The organism is Proteocatella sp. QWL-06, assembly GCF_058684135.1.
In genome coordinates, this window is record NZ_CM178755.1 from 1,729,599 (window position 1) to 1,746,446 (window position 16,848).

Annotated in this window: 17 protein-coding genes; all 17 read right to left on the bottom strand. The window is 42.6% G+C overall.

Annotated features, from left to right (window positions below):
* Entirely contained in the window at window positions 1-1,263 is a 1,263-nt protein-coding gene (locus AC4PGZ_RS08205; RefSeq protein ID WP_492158148.1) for a sensor histidine kinase, read from the bottom strand.
* A gap of 28 nt (window positions 1,264-1,291) precedes the next feature.
* On the bottom strand, window positions 1,292-1,990 hold the full coding sequence (locus tag AC4PGZ_RS08210) for a winged helix-turn-helix domain-containing protein (protein ID WP_492158149.1): 699 nt from the start codon (window positions 1,988-1,990) through the stop codon (window positions 1,292-1,294).
* A 7-nt stretch (window positions 1,991-1,997) separates the two neighbouring features.
* The gene (nrdR, locus tag AC4PGZ_RS08215; RefSeq protein WP_492158150.1) at window positions 1,998-2,453 is read right to left on the bottom strand and encodes a transcriptional regulator NrdR; all 456 of its coding nucleotides are present in this window, start codon (window positions 2,451-2,453) and stop codon (window positions 1,998-2,000) included.
* A gap of 51 nt (window positions 2,454-2,504) precedes the next feature.
* Window positions 2,505-3,623 carry a cell division protein FtsZ gene (ftsZ, locus tag AC4PGZ_RS08220; RefSeq protein ID WP_492158151.1) on the bottom strand — a complete coding sequence of 373 codons (1,119 nt, stop codon included), beginning with the start codon at window positions 3,621-3,623 and terminating at the stop codon, window positions 2,505-2,507.
* A 186-nt stretch (window positions 3,624-3,809) separates the two neighbouring features.
* Complete coding sequence (locus tag AC4PGZ_RS08225; protein ID WP_492158152.1) at window positions 3,810-4,136, bottom strand: small basic family protein; 327 nt, start codon at window positions 4,134-4,136, stop codon at window positions 3,810-3,812.
* Window positions 4,133-4,864 (bottom strand): DUF881 domain-containing protein, encoded by a 732-nt coding sequence (locus tag AC4PGZ_RS08230; protein WP_492158153.1) that lies wholly within the window; start codon window positions 4,862-4,864, stop codon window positions 4,133-4,135. Before AC4PGZ_RS08230 ends, AC4PGZ_RS08225 begins: the two co-directional genes overlap by 4 nt.
* 7 nt (window positions 4,865-4,871) lie before the next feature.
* The gene (locus tag AC4PGZ_RS08235) at window positions 4,872-5,591 is read right to left on the bottom strand and encodes a DUF881 domain-containing protein (RefSeq protein WP_492158154.1); all 720 of its coding nucleotides are present in this window, start codon (window positions 5,589-5,591) and stop codon (window positions 4,872-4,874) included.
* Window positions 5,588-6,313, bottom strand: coding sequence for a cell division protein FtsQ/DivIB (locus AC4PGZ_RS08240; protein ID WP_492158156.1), 726 nt, complete (start codon window positions 6,311-6,313; stop codon window positions 5,588-5,590). The genes AC4PGZ_RS08235 and AC4PGZ_RS08240 overlap by 4 nt, the downstream gene beginning before the upstream one ends.
* A 21-nt stretch (window positions 6,314-6,334) precedes the next feature.
* Entirely contained in the window at window positions 6,335-7,438 is a 1,104-nt protein-coding gene (murG, locus tag AC4PGZ_RS08245; protein ID WP_492158157.1) for an undecaprenyldiphospho-muramoylpentapeptide beta-N-acetylglucosaminyltransferase, read from the bottom strand.
* Window positions 7,435-8,619: a putative lipid II flippase FtsW gene (gene ftsW / locus AC4PGZ_RS08250; protein WP_492158158.1), complete on the bottom strand. Its 1,185-nt coding sequence runs from the start codon at window positions 8,617-8,619 to the stop codon at window positions 7,435-7,437. Before ftsW ends, murG begins: the two co-directional genes overlap by 4 nt.
* Window positions 8,620-9,966, bottom strand: a complete 1,347-nt coding sequence (gene murD / locus AC4PGZ_RS08255; RefSeq protein WP_492158159.1) for a UDP-N-acetylmuramoyl-L-alanine--D-glutamate ligase — start codon at window positions 9,964-9,966, stop codon at window positions 8,620-8,622. It abuts the gene before it with no gap.
* Between the two features lie 3 nt (window positions 9,967-9,969).
* Entirely contained in the window at window positions 9,970-10,947 is a 978-nt protein-coding gene (gene mraY / locus AC4PGZ_RS08260; protein ID WP_492160259.1) for a phospho-N-acetylmuramoyl-pentapeptide-transferase, read from the bottom strand.
* Between the two features lies 1 nt (window position 10,948).
* Window positions 10,949-12,304, bottom strand: a complete 1,356-nt coding sequence (locus AC4PGZ_RS08265; protein ID WP_492158161.1) for a UDP-N-acetylmuramoyl-tripeptide--D-alanyl-D-alanine ligase — start codon at window positions 12,302-12,304, stop codon at window positions 10,949-10,951.
* A 27-nt stretch (window positions 12,305-12,331) separates the two neighbouring features.
* Window positions 12,332-14,554 (bottom strand): peptidoglycan D,D-transpeptidase FtsI family protein, encoded by a 2,223-nt coding sequence (locus AC4PGZ_RS08270; protein ID WP_492158163.1) that lies wholly within the window; start codon window positions 14,552-14,554, stop codon window positions 12,332-12,334.
* Window positions 14,555-14,568: 14 nt separating this feature from the next.
* The gene (locus AC4PGZ_RS08275) at window positions 14,569-15,117 is read right to left on the bottom strand and encodes a septum formation initiator family protein (RefSeq protein WP_492158164.1); all 549 of its coding nucleotides are present in this window, start codon (window positions 15,115-15,117) and stop codon (window positions 14,569-14,571) included.
* A 10-nt stretch (window positions 15,118-15,127) separates the two neighbouring features.
* Window positions 15,128-16,060: a 16S rRNA (cytosine(1402)-N(4))-methyltransferase RsmH gene (gene rsmH, locus AC4PGZ_RS08280; RefSeq protein ID WP_492158165.1), complete on the bottom strand. Its 933-nt coding sequence runs from the start codon at window positions 16,058-16,060 to the stop codon at window positions 15,128-15,130.
* On the bottom strand, window positions 16,060-16,848 hold the full coding sequence (gene lgt / locus AC4PGZ_RS08285; protein ID WP_492158166.1) for a prolipoprotein diacylglyceryl transferase: 789 nt from the start codon (window positions 16,846-16,848) through the stop codon (window positions 16,060-16,062). Before lgt ends, rsmH begins: the two co-directional genes overlap by 1 nt.

Below are 16,848 nucleotides of genomic sequence, written 5' to 3' on the forward strand. Positions count from 1 at the left end.
TTATTCTCCTTTATCACAAGTAACCGGTAATATGACTTTGAATGTGGTTCCCTCTCCCAGCCTGCTCTGAAGGTCTATCTCTCCCCCTACTGATTTTGTCAGATGCTTTACTATGGCAAGTCCAAGTCCTGTTCCCTTTTCTTTTCTAGTCCTGGATTTGTCCGCCCTGTAAAATCTCTCAAATACTCTTGGGATATCTTCCTCCGAAATACCTCTGCCTCTGTCTGTGACGCTCACAGTTACATTATCATCACCAGACTCTAAAGCTATCTGGACGGTCTGCCCTTCATGTGAATATTTGATGCTGTTGTCTATTATGTTTATGAATATCATCGTAAGGCTGTATTTGCTTGAATTTATGAATATATTCCTGCTGTCTGACACAAGCTCCAGCTTTATATCCTTAAGCTTTGCGATGTTCTCGAGATTGAACATTATGTCTTCAATCAGCTTTACGAGATTTATCCTTTCTCGCTCTGTGTCTCTGTTCTGCTCTATGAAAGAAAGCGTAAGCACATCATCTATCAGCTCATTGAGCCTTCGCGTCTCAGTTTCTATGATATCCAGGAATTTACGCTGCATTTCAACCGGGATATCCTCATTTGATCTCAGCGTCTCTACGAATCCGCTTATTGAGGTCAGCGGCGTCTTGAGCTCATGGGTGACATTGCTTACAAAATCGCGCCTGAGATTTTCAGTATCTATTATCGCCGTAAGATCATTTATATTTATAAGCTTTCCGATTATTATATCCTTTTTTGAGTCCATTATATTCTCTACATGAAACTCGTAGTGATGCTTTGAATCCGAATAACGGACCGGCTCCCTGTAATTGTAGATGAGGGATTTGATGATCGCGAATATATCACTGTTTTTTATGAAAAGAAATATTTTCCTGCCTTCAGGGCTTCCAGAAACTTCACATATCCTTCTTGCTCTTTCGTTTATGAATATCACGTTTTCTTCTGTATCAAGCGCTATCAGTCCATTTGGCACAGTAGAAAGGACAGCTTCGATCTTTGATATGTTCTCGCTGTTCTTGAGACGCTCCCTCTGAAGCATGCCCGCAAGCTCTACCATCACATCTCCTATCAGAGAGTACTTTCCTTTTTCAGGTTTTTCGAGCCTGACATTGAAATTGCTGCTCTTTATCTTCGCCGCTATGCTCATGAGCTGCCTGAGGTATCTGTCCTTGTAACTGATATATCTTACAAGAAGAACGATTACTATAAGTGCTGTTATATAAATATAGTTATCCATCATCGCTCCCCGACTCCAAATTAATTATGATTTAATTTAAATTAAATTTATATCCCACGCCTCTGACCGTTTCTATTATTCCCTGATTATCATCTCCTATTTTCTTTCTGAGATTTCTTATGTGGACATCGAGGGTCCTGCTCTCGCCAAAGAAATCATATCCCCACACCTTGTCGAGTATGTCATCTCTGGTAAGTACTCTGTTGGCATTCTCTGCAAGATATTTTATAAGCTCGTATTCCTTCAGTGTAAGCTCGAGCTTTTTCTGATTTTTCAGAATCTGATAGTTGTGAAAATCCAGTATGAGATCGTTTATGGCTATCACCTCATCTTCAGTCTGCTGTGATGAAGCTCTCGATGCTGATCTCTTCAGTACTGCCTTCACCCGGTATACCAGCTCCTTGACTATGAATGGCTTTGTTACGTAGTCATCTGCCCCGCTTTCAAATCCAATGAATTTGTCTGAGTCCTGCGATTTTGCAGTCATCATTATCACAGGGGTTTCTTTGAATTCATCTTCCGATCTTAAAATCTGGAGGATTGTTATCCCGTCAACCTCCGGAAGCATTATGTCAAGAAGCACCAGATCAGGTTTCCAGGTCTTTATCCTGGATATCCCTGTCTTCCCGTCATGGGCACAGTCAGTCTGATATCCGTTGAGCTCAAGATTGAACTTTATGAGCTCTGCTATATTTTCCTCATCATCTATTATAAGTATCTTTTCGTTCATTTTCCCTCTACTTTTCTGACATGATCTGCTTGAGCTCATTCATGAAGCTCTCGAGATCCTTGAATTCCCTGTATACAGATGCAAATCTTACGTAGCTTACTTCATCCAGATTCTTGAGATATTTCATTACGAGCTCTCCTATCTCAAGGCTCGTAATCTCTCTTTTCATTGAATTGAGTATGTCTTTTTCTATCGAATCCACCACATTCTCCATCTGGCTTAGCGATATCTCCCTTTTTTCACATGACCTGAGTATTCCCTTGAGTATCTTTTCTCTGTCAAAATACTCTCTTGTCTTGTCTTTCTTTATCACCATTATGTTTATGCGTTCTATACGCTCATATGTGGTAAATCTCTTTTTACAGTTCTCACACTCACGGCGTCGCCTTATGCTGTTGCCCTCTTCGGCCAATCGCGAGTCGACCACCTTTGACGCCATCTCCCCACAATACTGACATTTCATATCTGATTATTCCCTTTCTGTTTACAAAAAAAGAGAATATAAATTCTCTTTTTATTTTTTCTTCTCTAACCATTTCGGAATAACAAAGAATGGTTCTCTTTCTTCATCAGATTCCTCTTCAAAGATTTCTATCTTTTCCTGGCTGTTCTTTTCAATTTTTTCTATTTTCTCTTCTTTTTTTACTGTTGTAGTCTTTACCGGCATTTCATCTGAAAAACCTGTTGCTATTACTGTTATGCTCAGAGTGTCTCCAAGGTCATCATTTAGTGATGTTCCGATTATTACTTCTGAATCTTCGCTGTTGACGCTCTCATTCACGAATCTTGATACCTCATTGAATTCGCTTATAGTGAACGTGTCTCTTGATGCCGAAATGTTTATAAGTACGGCAGATGCTCCTTCTACAGTAGTTTCAAGAAGCGGACTCATTATTGCTTCTTCAGCTGCCTGCAGCGCTCTGTTCTCTCCCTGTGCATTTCCTATTCCCATATGTGCGATGCCTTTGTTTGACATTGTGGTTCTTACGTCAGCAAAATCCACGTTTATCATACCAGGTACCTTTATTATGTCTGTTATACCTTTAACTCCCTGCTTAAGGACCTGATTCGCCATCTCGAATGCATCGTCCAGCTTTGTATTTTTATCTGTGATTTCAAGAATCTTCTCATTTGGTATTATTATCAGAGTATCAACATACTTCTGCATTTCCGATATTCCCATTTCGGCTTTCTTTGCCTTCATCTTGCCTTCGTAGAAAAATGGTTTTGTAACAATACCCACTGTGAGTATGTTCATTGATCTCGCGATTTTGGAAACTATCGGCGCTGCTCCAGTACCAGTTCCGCCGCCCATTCCTGCAGTTATGAATATCATGTCGCTGCCTTCGATGGATTTTTTTATGTCCTCTTCACTTTCCTCTGCAGATTTTGCTCCTATTTCAGGGTTTGCTCCTGCACCAAGGCCTCTTGTAGTCTTTTCTCCCAGCTGTATCTTTATAGGTGCTTCAGACTGTCTGAGTGCCTGAGCATCAGTGTTCATAACTATGTACTCAACTCCTGCTATACCTGCCTGGATCATTCTGTTAACGGCATTTCCACCGCCACCACCTACTCCGATTACTTTTATTACTTCTCTGCTGAGAAAGCCGTCATTCACATCTATATCGAACATTAATTCATACCTCCACCATTTTCTAATAGACTTGATCTTTGCTGATTAACACTGCATGTCTTCTTTTTCACATGCCAGTTTAACTATATTTACAGTTTATCTAATAACATGTACTGATGTCAAGCAATTTTGCAATTTTATTTCATTAATATTACGTAAATACTAATGAACTAAATTACAAAAAAGCTATTTGAAGATATGTCTTCTGATTATCGCGAGGTTGTCAAACAGCCTTCCCCCAAAAACAAGTATCGGAGCGTAGTAAAAAGGCACTCCCAGTTTGTCTCCAATATAAGATATCGTAGCGGCAAGAATTGCATTTGTAAAAAAACCGCTTATGAAAAGAGTGTTGTCATATTTGTTTTCCATGCTTGCCCTCACAGCACCGCATACAGAGTCGAATGCAGCAAGCAAGGCAATCGATATATAAAGAGAATAACTCGATGGATATGTGAATGGTATATATCCACCTACTATAACACCAAGACTTAACCCCAAAATAGCCCAAATCATTCAGTATCCTCCACAATCCTTTTCAGGTAATTATATTGTTTTGTTCTTCCATATCTTGTAATCACAACACTTTCAGAAGTTCTCACGTCTATTTTAATTCCGTATATGCTGTTTAGCATATAACTGTATGAATCTATTGACTTTATAGCTGCCTCAAGGTTTGCAGGATCACCTATTGCTTTTATTACAAATGGCTGCCCGTAGGTCTTTCCATTTATGGTGACTGTAGGCCCGCTGCATTTTATCTCCGAAAAGCTCATGTATCTCTGTCCGTTTATCGAAATCGCTTCGGCGCCGGATATCTTCAGGTCATTTATTATCCTTAATAAATCCTGGTCATGGACAAGAAAATCGTTCGGATTCTCTCCCGGCTTTACCAGCTTGTCGCTGTCCCTTATCTCAATTATAACGCCTTTGCCTGTAAGATCATTCTCTCCCTGTATATTCCTGTAATATGACAGCTTGGCCTCCATGACTGAGTTCAGATCCGGCGAGTCTGTTATTGTGCTATAATCTTCAAGCTCGCTGGTTTTTCTCGCAAGGTATTCTTCCAGTTTCCCTATTTCTGCATTTTCAATCTTCAGCTGCATCTCCATCTCATTCACGCCTTCAATGTTTATGAGCGATGTCTTGTCTGAAAGATTCTTTATCTGCATGGATAGCGCTATTCCAAATATGAATGTAACCATAAGTAAAATATTTATTCGCTTTCTTATTTCAGGCTTCATTTTTCTCCTAATCTTCTACTACTTCTGCAAATTTGTAGACTATTTCCTTTACATACATAGGTAGCTCGACAGTTTTCTTTTTTTCTATCCTGCTGCTTATCCCGAAATTGTTTTTAAGCTCCCAGAGTATCCCATATCTTATGTTAAGAGAAGCCTCAAGAGTATCCGGATTTCCTATTGCTCTCAGTATGAACGGCGGCTTTACGGGATTTGAATTTACATGAAGAGTACCCTGCTCGTATTTGAAATCCGTAACTGCCACTATTCTCTCGTCATTGATGGCAATGCCTTCTGCTCCGGCTGCATTCAGCTTGTTTACTATTGAAAGAATTAGATCGTAGTTGTTTATCAGGACCTCATAAGCCTGAGGATCCTGCATAAGGAGCTCAAGCTCTATGCCTTCTCCCTCAGCCTTTCTGTAACCGATCTGAAGCTCATATTTTTCCATTTCATTTTTAAGTGTTTCCTGAAGAGTGTTGCTTTCAAGCTCGGAGCTGTTGATTTCTGCTATCTTTGACTCTACGTCCTTTATTTCCTTTTCAAGCTTCTCCTTGCGCTCCTTTATTCCTGTAAGCTCAAGCTGAAGGTGAGCCGCCTTGTCGGATATGCTCTGTCCGTTGTTCATTGTCTCTACGAGCTTGAACTGCATGACAAGAGTAACTCCTATAATGAAGCTGAAAACGAAGAATAGTATTTTTGATAATCTGGTCTTCAAGAATGATTTCATTTTGTTCTCCTGTATACCGGATATCCGTCATATCTCATGTCGATATATCCACTGTATATTTTCTTTTCGTGAAGATCTATGAGGATCTGGTTGAGTATAAGCATCTTTTCATTAAGATTTTCACCCTTGCCAAGCAGTACATTGACCCCCTGAGGAGTAGTCATCAGTATCTCGGAGTCTCCGGTTATCTCTATCTGAGAAATATTGTTAAGCAGCTTTGCGCTCCTGACATTTGTTATTACGCTCTGTATAAGGCCGAATATATCCTGATTTTCAATATCAAGTTTTTCACCAAGCTTCACCTGTGTAACCTCTATTCCACTTATTAGCGGCTTTACTATCTTTGACAGCTCCTGAGTGGATTCAAGCACTGCCCCGTTTTCGTCTATGACAAGAAATCCGCCAGAGAATTTTACAGTGGCAACTGCCTGTCTTTTCTTTATATTGAATATGGCTGTCTCGGGAAATTTGCTGCTGATTTCAACAGACTCGATGTAGGGGTCACTTGAAAAAGCTTCTTTTATCTTTTGCTTATCAAGAAGAAATGTGTTTTTTTCAAGAAGTATGTTCAGTCTGGATTCTATCTCCTCCGGAGTCATCTTTGAATTCCCGAGTACTATAATATTGCTGACCTGGAATGCTGGAAGAGTGAGATATGCCGCAAAAGAAATCACAAGCCCGGAAATCACTGAAATTAGTATTAGTTTTTTGGATCTGTCCATTGAAAAATCTCCTGCAATCTTTTATTTTACTTTGATAAGCTGCGAAAGCTCCTTTATTATGGCTTCGCAGGGATCACCATCATTGAGCTTTCTGCTGTTTTCTTCCATTATCTTTCTTTTTTCCGGATTCTCTATGATATCCATTATTTTCTCATAGAGAAGCTCTCCGCTGAGCTCTTTCTCCAGGATATATTCTCCGGCTTCCATTGATTTTATATATCTGGCATTATATTCCTGATGATTTTCTGATGTATATGCCTTTGGAACTATTATAGACGGCCTTCCTACTGCATTTATCTCTGCAAGCGTCGTAGCACCTGCGCTTACGATACAAAGGTCGCTCGCTGAAAGATAATCCGGCATGCTGTCTATATATTCAAATACCCTGAAATCTGTTTTTATCCCCATATCTTTAAGAGTCTTAATTACTGGTTCATAATAATATCTACCCGTAGAGAAGGCAAATTCAACATTTCTTTGAATAAGATCTGGAATTATTTTAATAAACGCATCATTTATTGCTCCAAATCCTCCCGATCCTCCTGTGACAAGTATAAAGGCCGTATCATCCGAAATTCCCAGCTTCTTTCTTGCCGCGGACCTTTCGAGAGGCATCCTGATGTCCTTTCTCACAGGGTTTCCAACTGTAATCGGGTCATTCTTGCATTTCATCCTCTGCCTCGCAGCTTCGAATCCAAGAAATACCCTGTCAGCCTTTTTTGCCAGGATCTTGTTGGTTATTCCCGGAAATGCGTTCTGCTCATGCACAGCTGTAACCGCGCCGGCTCTTGAAGCAGCCATCACGACTGGTCCGCACACATATCCTCCGGTTCCGATCACGATGTCCGGCCTGAATTCACGCATGATTTCAGACGCTTCCTTCATTGCTTTTGCAGCCAGAATCACTCGCTTTACATTCTCAAGGCTTATTTTCCTCTGAAATCCTTTAACTTCAAGGCCTCTGAACTCATATCCGTACTGAGCCGCAATCCTCGACTCAAGGCCATCCCTGACTCCCACGTAAAGAATCTCTGAATCGGGATATTCTTCCTTGAATCTGTCTGCTATTGATATGGCCGGATAAATATGTCCTCCTGTGCCTCCGCCTGAAACGATTATTTTCATATCTTACTTCTCCTGCTTTCAATTTTATGATAAGTCCTTCTGCTTTCTTCAACTCTTGCACTGGCAGAATACCTCCTGTCATACCTTGATATGTTGAGTACTATTCCCATTGCAAGAAGGTTCAGCACCAGTGATGTTCCTCCATAGCTTATGAGCGGAAGAGGTATTCCGGTACTTGGAAGCAGCGATACTGCCACGAACATATTTACGAGTGACTGAAGTGCCATCTGTATGGTTATTCCCGATACTATGAATGTAGCGTATCTGTCCGGAGCATTTGCAGCTATCATGAAGCATCGTGTTATAAGCGCCACGAACAGGAATATTATGGAAAGAGCTCCTATGAATCCCAGCTCCTCACTTATTATGGCAAATATATAGTCGTTCTGAGGCTCTGGAAGATAAAGAAGCTTCTGTTTGCTGGCTCCAAGCCCGGCTCCCTTTATTCCACCTGATGCAATCGCATAAAGAGACTGAAGCACCTGATAGCCGCTTCCCTGCGGATCTGAGAATGGATCGAGGAGAGTCTTTACCCTGAGGATCCTGAATGGTTCAATAAGTATGAGTCCGGCTATTCCGGCTACTCCTATAGCGATCAGCGCAAATATCCATGTCTTTCTTATTCCGCCTATATAGTAAAGATAGAATGTTATGCAGAAAAGTATGAAGGATGTTGAAAGGTCCGGCTGCAACGCGACCATGACTATGAAGAATCCCGGCGCTGCCCAGAATTTGCCGGCATCGCTCAGCTTCCTGCAGTCAATTCCTTTTTTCGTGAGTGATTCTGCCATAAGGAATATGCATGTATACTTTGCAAGCTCTGACGGCATGAATGTCGTAAATCCCAGGTTAAGCCATCTGAGACCTCCGTTAAGGTTGAGTCCAATGGGCGTAAGCAGCAGCAGGAAGGTCGCAAAGGTTATCCATGCGAGCAGCTTTGTAAGAGTTCCTCTGTATATTCTGTAAGGCACATTCATAGCTCCTGCCATGAGCGCCATGCCCAGTACTGCAAATATAATCTCCTTGAATATTATCCTGTTTGGATCTTCATACCTGAAGCCCGAGTTGACGTAACTCGCGCTGTAGACCATTATTATCCCTATCACGGTTATTGCAACCGTAAGAATAAGGACCATGTAGTCTATCTTTCCTTCTCTGTAGCTTCTGCCTTTTTTTTCCACTTATACATTCCCTCTTACATTATTCTTAAAATCTTCTCCGCGCTGCTCAAAATTATTGTACATGCCCCATGAGGCGCATGCAGGCGATAGAAGCACAGTATCTCCAGGCCTTGCTAATTTCTTCGCCAGCTCTACCGATTCCTTCATGCTCTGAGCAAAGGAAAACCGGGTATATCCGTTTTCGATGCAGGCATCAGCGAGCTTCTGGCTGGTAGCTCCCATGAATATTGCATGCTTTACCCTGCCGCTGAACATCTTTACGAAATCTCCAAATTCAGCCTTCTTGTCATAGCCTCCAGCAATGAGTATAACATCGTGGTCATATGCCTCCAGCGCCTTAATTGATGAGTCCGTGTTTGTTCCCTTTGAGTCATTTATGAATTCAACGCCATCTATGCAATCAACCAGTTCAAGCCTGTGTTCAACTCCTCTGAATTCCCTGAGTACTCTTTTCATGACCTCCTGATCAATACCCGCAGCTATGCAGAGTCCTATGGTAGCCATTACATTTTCAAGGTTGTGGCCTCCTTTTAGAAAAACCTCTTCCCTGCTTATTATGTCTGTGGTGCATGAGCTGTCTGCATATTTAATAATTCCGTCTTCTATATATATTCCCTGCTCCAGCTTCTCTTTCCTGCTGAAGAATATTATCTGTGATTTAAGGCTTCCGGACATTTTCTTAACCGCTGGATCATCGTAGTTTATAATTGCAAAATCGTCCTTCGTCTGATTTTCAAATATCCTTGATTTCACATCCGCATAGTTTTCTACGGTAATATGCCTGTCCAGATGATCTGGAGTTATGTTTATGACAGCAGCCGCCCTGCTGTTGAAGTTTTTTATGGTTTCAAGCTGAAAGCTCGATATCTCTGCAACAAATACAGTTTCCTCAGTTGAGGTCTCAACCTCTGAAATCACTGGATTTCCGATGTTTCCTACCACTCTCGTGTCAAAACCTGCCGCCTTGAATATCTCCCCCGCGAGCGTCGTTGAAGTAGTCTTTCCATTCGTGCCTGTGATGCTTATGAATTTTCCTTTTGCAAAATTGTATGCAAACTCCACCTCACCTGCAATCTCGACCTTTCTTTCCCTGAATCTTTTCATGAAGTCCATATTCATAGATATGCCAGGAGATACTATAACAAGATCGCACTCTTCATCGCCTGAAGGATTCTGCCCGCATCTGATGCTGATTCTATCTGAAAACCTGTCCAGGCCAGACATGCTATCTGCATCTCTGCTGTCATATGCGACAGTTTCAATCTGCCTCCTGTCAAGAAATCCGAGAAGTTCAAATCCACTCTTTCCAAGTCCTATTACGATGACTTTCATTCCTTTTAGCTCCATAATCTACATTCCTCCGATAAAGACTGAAAGTATTCCTATCAGACCCATTATAACTGTAATTATATCAAACACCCTTACCACCTTGGTCTCATGCCATCCGCACAGCTCGAAATGGTGATGAAGCGGTGCCATCTTGAATATTCTTTTCTTTGTCTTCTTGTAATATCCTACCTGAAGGATAACCGATACGCTCTCCATGAAATATACTATGCACATTATCGGAACAAGCAGCTCCAGATTGAGGATAACAGCCGCTGATGCCACTGCCCCTCCAAGAGCCATGGAACCTGTATCTCCCATGAATACCTTTGCCGGGTACCTGTTTACCCTTAAAAATCCTGTGCATGCTCCTGCTACAGAAAGCATGAAGTAAAGCACAGCTTTGTTTCCCATCATGAATGCGATTACCGCAAAACACAGAGCTACAAGTACAGTCACGGTACTGGCGAGGCCGTCGAGGCCGTCTGTCAGATTCACGCTGTTTACTATTGCTATTATTACAAACATCAGAAAGGGAACATACATTATTCCAAGATCAAGGCTAAGATCAGTGAAAGGAACAAGGATACTGCTTCCAAGAGGTGAAATCTTAAGCTGAAAGACAGCAAGAAATGCCGCAAACACGACCTGCATGGCTATCTTCTGCTTCGCCTTCAGTCCGAGAGATCTCTTTTTTACGACTTTTATATAGTCATCTACAAATCCCACTAATCCGAATAAAATCATGAACAGGAGCGACAGCGTGATTTCTGTTGCAGCCTCTTTTTTAATTATTGAAACGCCAACCGATGTCAAGAGTATTGCCGCTATGAATATTATCCCGCCCATCGTAGGGGTTCCATTTTTCTGAAGATGGGTCTGCGGCCCATCATCTCTCACAGTCTGTCCAAATTTAAGTTTTCTGAGCACGGGCAGCAGTGCCGGACCCGCAAAATAGGCTATTGCCCAGGATGTCATTAATACTGTTATTTCCATTGTCATGTCAGCAGATTGATTCTGCAACCTCCTCCAGCTTCATCCCTCTTGACCCTTTCATGAGAACTGCATCTCCAGGTCTGAGTATTGAATTTATTTCCGATACGGCTTCTTCATTGTTTGCGAAAAAATATACGCGGCCTTTGTCAAAGCCATTTTCAATCGCGCCTTTTCCGATATATTTAGCATCGCTTCCTATGCATATTATGACGTCAAATATTTCTGACGCCTGAATGCCTGCATTCATATGCTCCTTCTCTGATATTTCTCCAAGCTCCAGCATGTCTGCAAGCACAGCGACTTTTCTTTCGCCCTGCATCTGCCTGAAGGTCTCTATGGACGCTCTAAGCGAATCAGGATTTGCGTTATAGAAGTCCTCTATGAGGGTCTTGCCGGAAACACTCTTTATCTCCATTCTGTATTTTGAAGGCTGATATTTTCTTATGCCCTCCGCCGATTTTTTCATGTCAAGGCCCATGAGGCTGCACAGCCCCATGACGCTCAGAGAATTGTATATGTTGTGGATACCGAGAGTCGGTATTTCATACTCTGTGATTTTGCCAAGTATATCTGCCCGGATCTTCATCCCACTTTCGGTTGTCTCGTATGATATAAGCCTTATGTCATTGTGCTCCTCAAGACCGTATTTATATACCGAAGGCTTGATGGCTCCCGTATCTACGGTCTGAAGCATGTCATTGTCCCCGTTTATAAGGAGAACATCGCTTTGAGTCATATAGTTTGCAATCTCCATCTTCGCCTTCAGTATGTTCTCTCTTGAGCCTGCACTTTGTATATGAGCCACTCCTACGTTTGTAATTATAGCGAAATGAGGCTTTACTATCTCTGCAAGATAATCTATCTCTCCCTGTACATACATCCCCATCTCAAGCACCGCACATTCATGCGATTCGTCAAGGTTGAAGACGGTCATCGGAAGCCCGATTTCCGAGTTTAGATTTCCAAGATTTCTGAGAGTCTTCCTGCTTTCTGATACTGCAAAGTAAAGCATGTCTTTTGTTGTTGTCTTTCCGCTGCTTCCAGTGACTGCAAGAAACGGTATGTCGAACCTGCTCCTATATCCCATGGCGATATCCTTGAGCGCTCTGCGGGTATCTTTTACAAGTATGTCCTTTTCAGTCACTCTTTTCTCAACAATTGCCGCTATGGCTCCATTTTCAAGCGCTGCCCTGGCAAAATCATGGCCGTCAAGCCTTTCTCCTACGATTGCCGCATATATGGTGTCTTCCTTTATGTCTCTGCTGTCATTGCTTATGTTGCATACTCTTGCATTTTCATCGATTTCGAAGCTGGCTTCTGCTCCTGTCATCTTCAATATATCCCCTATGGTGATATTTCGCATCCTGTGCCTCCGCTTTTTTTATTACTGTTAACTGTTTTCCTGGGCAGCCTTCTCTTCAGCATTTTCTGAAGGAGGTGTGTCTGGTTCCTCAGAAGCGTCCTTCATCTCAAGGCTGACTACCGTTCCCGGGCTAAGCCTGGTGCCTGCTGCCGGAGCCTGTGAATGGACTTTGCCCGTTCCCGTATAGGATGGGTTGAGCCCAAGCCCTGTGAGTATCTTGTCTGATTCCTCCATGGTTTTTCCTTTGAGGTCCGGCATCTTTATATCAGAATTTTTCTGCTGTATATACAGTATGACGTCCGAGCCTTTTGTAAGCTTTTCTCCCGGCTTAGGGAAGCAGTCGGATACCACAGTGTCCGGGCTTACTTCTTCCTTTATCGAAAGCCTGTACCCGAGTCCGGATTTCGAAAGCTTTTCCTTTGCCTCTGATATCTTCATGTTTCTTATTTCAGGTATCACTACCTTAGGAGAAGAATCTGAGCCTCCTGTATTGTCCGGGTTCACTCCAAGATATCTCAGCGAATAGCTCATTATATCTCTCGCGACTGGAGCCGCCACGACTCCTCCGTAATATGATCCGGCCCTTGGCTCATCTATGATAGTGAGCACCACCAGCTGAGGGTCTTCGACCGGTGCTACCGCTACGTATGATCCTATATATGCTCCCGCCTGGTATATTCCATTTGAAGGTTTCTGTGCGGTTCCACTCTTTCCTGCAGGCCTGTATCCATCTATCTGTGAATTCTCTCCTCCTGCCTTTACGACGGATTCCATAAGGTCCATCACCTTGGAGGCGGTCAGAGGTGATACGGATGCCTTAACCTCTTCTTTTTCATGCCTGTGGATTATATTCCCCTTGTAGTCCCATATCTCCTTTATGAGAGTAGGCTTGAGGAGCTTTCCTTCATTTGCTATTGCAGCAACTGAATTTATCATCTGAAGAGGCGTGACTGATATACTCTGTCCAAATGACATCGTAGCCAGCTCTACTTCTCCGGTCTTGCTGAGAGGATAGATTATGCCTTCCGCTTCTCCAGGTATCTCTATCCCTGTCTTGCTTCCATATCCGAAGGCTTCTATATATTTTCTGAAGGTTTCTGCCCCGAGCCTGTTTGCAACCTGAACGAAAACCGTATTTACAGATTCTTCTACCGCTTTTCTGAAGGTAAGGCTGCCATATGGCCTGGAGGTCCAGTTTTTTATAGTCCTGTCCTTTATCTTTACGTATCCGCTGTCATAGAATACCTCATCCGCAAATACCTTGTCTTCCTCAAGCGCCGCCGAAGCGGTTATTAGCTTGAATGTCGATCCCGGCTCATAGATATCATTCACTGAAGGATTACGCCACATCTTGCTTATTATCGCGGACCGCTGATCAACGTCCTGCGCTTTTTCAAGCTGTTTTGCATATACTTCAAATTTCGCTTCTCTCGGACTGTTTGGATCATAGTCTGGCTTTGACGCCATTGCAAGTATTTCTCCATTTTTTGGATTCATTACGATGGAGGTCACAGACACTGCATTGTTGTCTATGTAGGCCTGATTTGTAACCTTCTCAACATGGTGCTGCAGGACCTCATCTATAGTAAGCACGATGGTGTTTCCATTTCTGGCTTCATTGTATCTTATTTCCGAATTCGGGACTTCACGGTTTTCCGCGTCCTTTACGACGATCCTCCTTCCGGGAATGCCCTTGAGTTCATTGTTCATGTAGGATTCTATGCCTGCTATGCCTTCATTGTCATATGAGACATGGCCTATCACGAATGATCCGAACTGACCATATGGGTATTTTCGCTGCGAGTTTTCTTCAAACTTGAGCCCCGTGGCTTCAGACTGCTTTATTTCCTCGACAAGCTCCAGAGGTATGTTCTTCCTCAGTATGAATCGCTTTGTGTCATCATCGTATTTAGCCTTGAACTCTTCGACGGTTACATCCTCAAGCGTCTTTGAAAGCGCCTCTGCGGTCTTCTGCACGTCCTGGACATATATCTTCTCAACGAGTATGTCATATGTGACTATGCTGACTGCGAGCTCCTTGCCATTACGATCGAGTATGCTGCCTCTGAGCGGCTGGATTATCTCATCCTTTTGCTGCTGAACTATGGCTTTGTCTGTATATTTTTCCGGATTAACTATCTGAATATAACCCAGCCTCATTATAAGAACTGATATGAGAAGATAGTATACTGCCATGCTGAAGCTAAGGCGTTTCGCGATTAATCCTCTGTATTTGCTGCTACTTTTCATGTTTGCCTCTTCTGTTAATCAATCTTTATATAAACAGTCTGTTCTTTTGACGGATATACCATGTTCAACCTGTATTTTGCGTAATTTTCAATGGTTTCACTCTTGAATGTGCTCTCTCTTTCGGCTTCGAGCTCATTCTGATAGTTTTTTTCCTTTTCTATTTCTTTCCTGATTTCATTGACGCTGTACTGCATCTGGGCTATCCTTGAATTATTATACAGTATTACCATCGAAATACCAATATAAAACACAACAAAGCAGGCAATCATGAGCGGCTTTCTGTTGCTTTTGATTGCATGCCTTCGCTGTTCTGACTTTTCTTTTCTCTCAAGCCGCCTTGCGAGCTTGAGGTTCTTTCTTTCCTGTGCAGCGGCCTTCTTCTTTTGTGCTTCGATTCTCTTTGCCGCAGCTGTATCCTTTTTTGACGGCCTCGCCTTACTGCTGACAGAAGCCTTTGTTTTTTTTACGGGCTTTCTTTTTACTTCAGGTGATGACCCTTCCCTTGGGCCAGCCGTCCTCCTGCCTGAGTTCTTATAATCTTTGTACGACTGATAATTGTTCATGGTAATTCCCCTATAATCTGACTGCACATCTCAGCTTCGCACTTCTGGCTCTCGGATTTTCTTCAAGCTCTTCTTTTGAAGATATTATCGGCTTTTTTGTCAGAAGCTTGAGTTTTGCAACAGTATTGCATGCGCACACTGGAAATTCCGGAGGACATATGCATCCGGCGCTGAGGTCCCTGAATACATTCTTGACTATCCTGTCTTCAAGGGAATGGAACGTAATTATAGCTATCACTCCGCCCCTGTTCATTTTTTCCGTAGCTTCTCTGATTACTTTCTCTATTACATCAAGCTCTCTGTTTACGGCTATCCTTATTGCCTGGAATGTCCTTTTGGCCGGGTGCAGATTCTCGTCTCTTGCTTTTCTCGGAACTGCGGCCTTTATTATGTCCACCAGCTCAAAAGTAGTCTCGATCGGCTTTTCTCTTCGTCTTTCAACTATGAAGGCTGCTATTCTCGCATGCCAGTTTTCTTCGCCATAGTTTCTGATTATATCAGAAAGCTCTGCCTCTGAATATCTGTTTATTATGTCCCATGCGCTCTCAGTGAGGCTCTTGTCCATCCTCATGTCCAGAGGAGCGTCATGCATGTATGAAAAGCCTCTTTCCGGAGTATCCAGCTGATAAGATGATACTCCAAGATCGAGAAGCAGTCCGTCTATGCCTGTTATGCCGTTTTCATCAAGCTTTTCGCCAAGGTTCTCAAAGTTGGAATGTATCAGTATTACTCTGTCCATATATTCTGCCAGCTTTATTCTCGCATTCTCTATGGCATCCATGTCCTGATCAAAGGCTACGAGCTTGCCGCCGTCAAGCCTCTTTACTATCTCAAGTGAATGTCCTGCTCCCCCAAGAGTCCCGTCGACATATATGCCTTCAGGCTTTATGTTCAGGCTGTCTATGCATTCATCCAGAAGGACTGATTTGTGTATGAATTCCATTATTCTCTCCCATTTCCTGTGGTATCCTGCTGCGGCTTTGCAGAGTCTGTGTAAGCCGGTCCGATTCCTGAATTTTTTCTGCTTTTCAATAAAAATACTCCCAGCAGTATGAGCATTATGCTTATTACCTGCGCTGTCCTCAGTGGCCCTATCATGAGCGAATCCGTCCTGAGACCTTCTATGAAAAATCTTCCTGCTGAATACAGTATCAGATATGCACCTGTCATCTGTCCGTCAAATTTCTTGTTTGCAGATATTTTTTTCAGTATCGCAAATACTATTAAGTTCCAGACGGATTCATATAGAAATGTCGGATGCACCTTTACCCCGTCAACCATTATTCCCCACGGAAGGTCTGTAGGCCCGCCATGCGCTTCCTGATTGATGTAATTTCCCCATCTTCCTATTGCCTGTCCCAGTATAAGATATGGCGATATTATATCTGCAACCTTCAGTATGTTGAAGCTTCTCTTCTTTGAGACTATATATCCCCCGAGAAATCCTCCGATAAGGCCTCCGTGTATTGCAAGCCCTCCCTGCCTTATATTGAATATATTTATTATATTGTCTGCATATATCTCAAAGTTGAATATGACATAATATGCTCTTGCTCCTATTATAGCCATCGGCAGCGCCACAAGCATCAGGTCCAGGAGATGGTCTCCCACAAATCCCTGCTTCTCTCCATCTCTTATGCTGAAAAGAACGCCGATTATCATTGCCGATGTTATTATTATCGCATACCACTGTATGTCTATACCAAATACCGTAAATGCTGTTGGATCCAT